The sequence below is a fragment of the Mesorhizobium sp. M7A.F.Ca.CA.002.05.1.1 genome, assembly GCF_003998335.1.
Taxonomy (GTDB): domain Bacteria; phylum Pseudomonadota; class Alphaproteobacteria; order Rhizobiales; family Rhizobiaceae; genus Mesorhizobium.
Window position 1 is genome coordinate 1 of record NZ_RZQI01000807.1, and the last position, 2,702, is coordinate 2,702.

At 60.0% G+C, this 2,702-nt stretch carries 3 protein-coding genes; 2 read left to right on the plus strand and 1 reads right to left on the minus strand.

Annotated features, from left to right (window positions below):
* Together EN939_RS28770 and EN939_RS28775 are read left to right on the plus strand one after the other, a co-directional pair.
* Window positions 1-639: NRAMP family divalent metal transporter (locus tag EN939_RS28770; protein WP_164751299.1), on the plus strand; the 639-nt coding region annotated here is incomplete at its 5' end.
* Between the two features lie 87 nt (window positions 640-726).
* Complete coding sequence (locus EN939_RS28775) at window positions 727-1,218, plus strand: hypothetical protein (RefSeq protein ID WP_127270596.1); 492 nt, start codon at window positions 727-729, stop codon at window positions 1,216-1,218.
* A 75-nt stretch (window positions 1,219-1,293) separates the two neighbouring features.
* Here the strand turns inward: EN939_RS28775 and EN939_RS28780 are convergent.
* A partial coding sequence (locus tag EN939_RS28780) for a catalase (protein WP_127271090.1) occupies window positions 1,294-2,702 on the minus strand: 1,409 nt, incomplete at its 5' end.

Sequence of the window (2,702 nt, forward strand, 5' to 3'; positions counted from 1 at the left end):
GAGGTGGAGGAGGAGATAGCCAAGGGTCGAACGAGCCTCGAAGAGCGCAAAGGCGCCACGGAGAGCGAACTGCGCCGATCCCGCCGCGACATCCTGATCGGCATGACGTTCTCCAATCTGATCATGTATTTCATCATTCTTTCGACAGGTTCGACGCTCTACAAGGCCGGGCAGACGCAGATCGAGACAGCGGCGCAGGCGGCCGAAGCGCTGCGGCCGCTTGCCGGCGACGCTGCCAGCATTCTGTTTGCGGTCGGTGTAATTGGCGTTGGCTTTCTGGCCGTGCCGATCATGACCGCTGGCGCCGCTTTCGATTTCGCTCAGGCGATGGGATGGAAGAATAGCCTGCATGCCAAACCCCGCCAGGCTCCCAAATTCTACATCGTGATTGGGATCATAACGCTGGTGGCGGTGGGTCTCAATTTCTTCGGCTTCAACCCTATGAAAGCCCTGGTCTGGTCGGGCGTCGTGCAAGGATTTTCAACGCCACCTCTGCTGCTTCTCATCCTGATCATGACCAACAATCGCAAGATCATGGGCGACAAGGTCAACAGCATAAGCACGAACATCCTGGGCGGCGTGACGACCCTGGCGATCTTTGCGGCGTCGGCGGGACTGGTGGCAAGCTGGTTCCTGTAGCTCGCCGGGCGGGAAGGATGTTCAGGCGCAGTGGAACATCGGCGGTCAAATGTCGTTGAGACGCTTGTGGGAGAAAGGAGGTTGTCCATGTCAAAGTTGCAGGCCGCCACTCCGGATCGTCTAAGACAACTCAGGCTTGAAGCTTCAGCACATTTTGCTCCGTTGATGCTGAACGAAGCCCTGTTGCGCCTTTCCCATGCCTGCGGAGGCGACAGCCTCGACCGCTTCGAGAAAGCCATGGTTGATCAGATCGAGGCGGCAGAGGACGATCGCGCCGATTTCGAAACGATCAAGGAATTCGCGATCGAGCAACTTTACGCCCTGGTCCGGAACGCCAACGATTCGCCAGAGAGGAAACAGCCGCTTGAGAAGATAGACACACGCAGAACGCCCGGCCGTTCCGAAGAACCACGCACGCTCGAGGACCAACTGCAGGCGGGATTGGAGGATTCCTTTCCGGCGAGCGATCCGCCCTCAGTGGTGTCCACGACCATTTCAGGCGGAGCAAAGAAGCTGGTCGGGACCGATGAGGTCCTGGAAAAGCAGCGGCAAGCGTCCAGCAAGGAAGATCGCTCGTAGATCGGGGTGCGGACTGGGTTGGCGGCAAACCAAAGCCTGCGGACATGCCAGCGGAAAACAGCTGACGTCATCGCATCAAAGCTTGACAGCCGCCTCCCGCGCCCAGAGCCGCAGCTTCCGGCATGACCGCACAAATGCAGTTACCGAAGCTGCCGAATCCAGCCGCGTCAGCCCCTCATCGGCATCGGGAGCGACGCCTGCTTTGGCCAGGAGCGGCTCGGCCCCCGGGGTGAAGCCGATGAACTTGCAGTGCGCAAACGCATCAGACACGAAATCCTTCGCAGCGGCCTCCTTGACCAGCAACTCGGCGCCCGCCTCGGAGAGGAGCAGCACCACCGCGTCGAACAATACGGACGGACCGCCGTCGATCATGTGCCTTGCCTCGATGTGGGTGCCGTCGGCGGCTTCGACGCCACCCACCTTGGGCGCAACCACCTCCATCACCGCGCCTTCCGCTTCGATGGCGGAACGAAGTTCCTCGAACAGCGCGACATCGGCTCCATCGCTGAGCATGACACCGACTTTGCGGCCTTCGAAACTATTGGGTCCATTTTGGATGATGCTGAGCGCCGGCGACGGCGGCAAGTCATCGCGCGGCGGAACGGCGGCTTCGGCAGGTTCGGGCAGGTCACGGATGCCGAGCTTATCGGCGACCGTGGTCGCCAGCGTTTCATCGATGTTCAACAAATGCGAAACCATGCGCTCGCGGATTGCCGGCGCCTGGACCTTGCTCAGTTCAAACGTCAGCGCCATCGCGATGTGACGCTGCTCCGGTGGTGTCTGGCTGTTGAAGAATTGCCGGGCCTGGCTGTAGTGATCGGCGAAGCTCTCCGCGCGCAGACGTACTTTCTGCCCTTGTTCGGCATCGGCGAAAGAACGGAAGCCACGCTGCGGATCCTCGCGCGGTCCCAGTCCCCATGAGTTCGGCTCATAGTTGGCACGACCGGCCGGGTTGCGCATGGCCATGTGCCCGTCCTGTTGAAAATGGGCGAACGGGCACTTCGGCGCGTTGATCGGCAGATGGGTAAAGTTCGGGCTGCCCAGCCGTTTCAATTGGGTATCGAGATAAGAGAAGTTGCGGCCTTGCAGTAGCGGATCGTTGGAGAAATCGATTCCGGGCGGCACATTCTGCGTCATGAACGCCACCTGCTCGGTCTCGGCGAAGAAATTGTCCGGCATCCGGTCGAGCACCAGCCGACCGACCGGAATTGGTTCGAGGACCTCTTCGGGAATGATCTTCGTTGCATCCAGGATATCGAAGTCGAAACTGTCGGCAAATGCCTGATCGAACAGTTGCACCGTCAACTCCCATTCCGGGAAATTGCCGGCCTGTATGGCCTCCCACAAATCGCGGCGATGGAAGTCGGGATCGGCACCATTGATCTTGACCGCCTCGTTCCAGACCACCGATTGCATGCCGAGCTTCGGTTTCCAGATGAATTTGACGAAGGTGGATTCGTCCTTCGCGTTGACGAGGCGGAACG

Bases quoted from the DNA above. Each gene is read 5' to 3' on its own strand.
- EN939_RS28775 (WP_127270596.1), top strand. From the start codon at position 727: ATGTCAAAGTTGCAGGCCGCCACTCCGGATCGTCTAAGACAACTCAGG.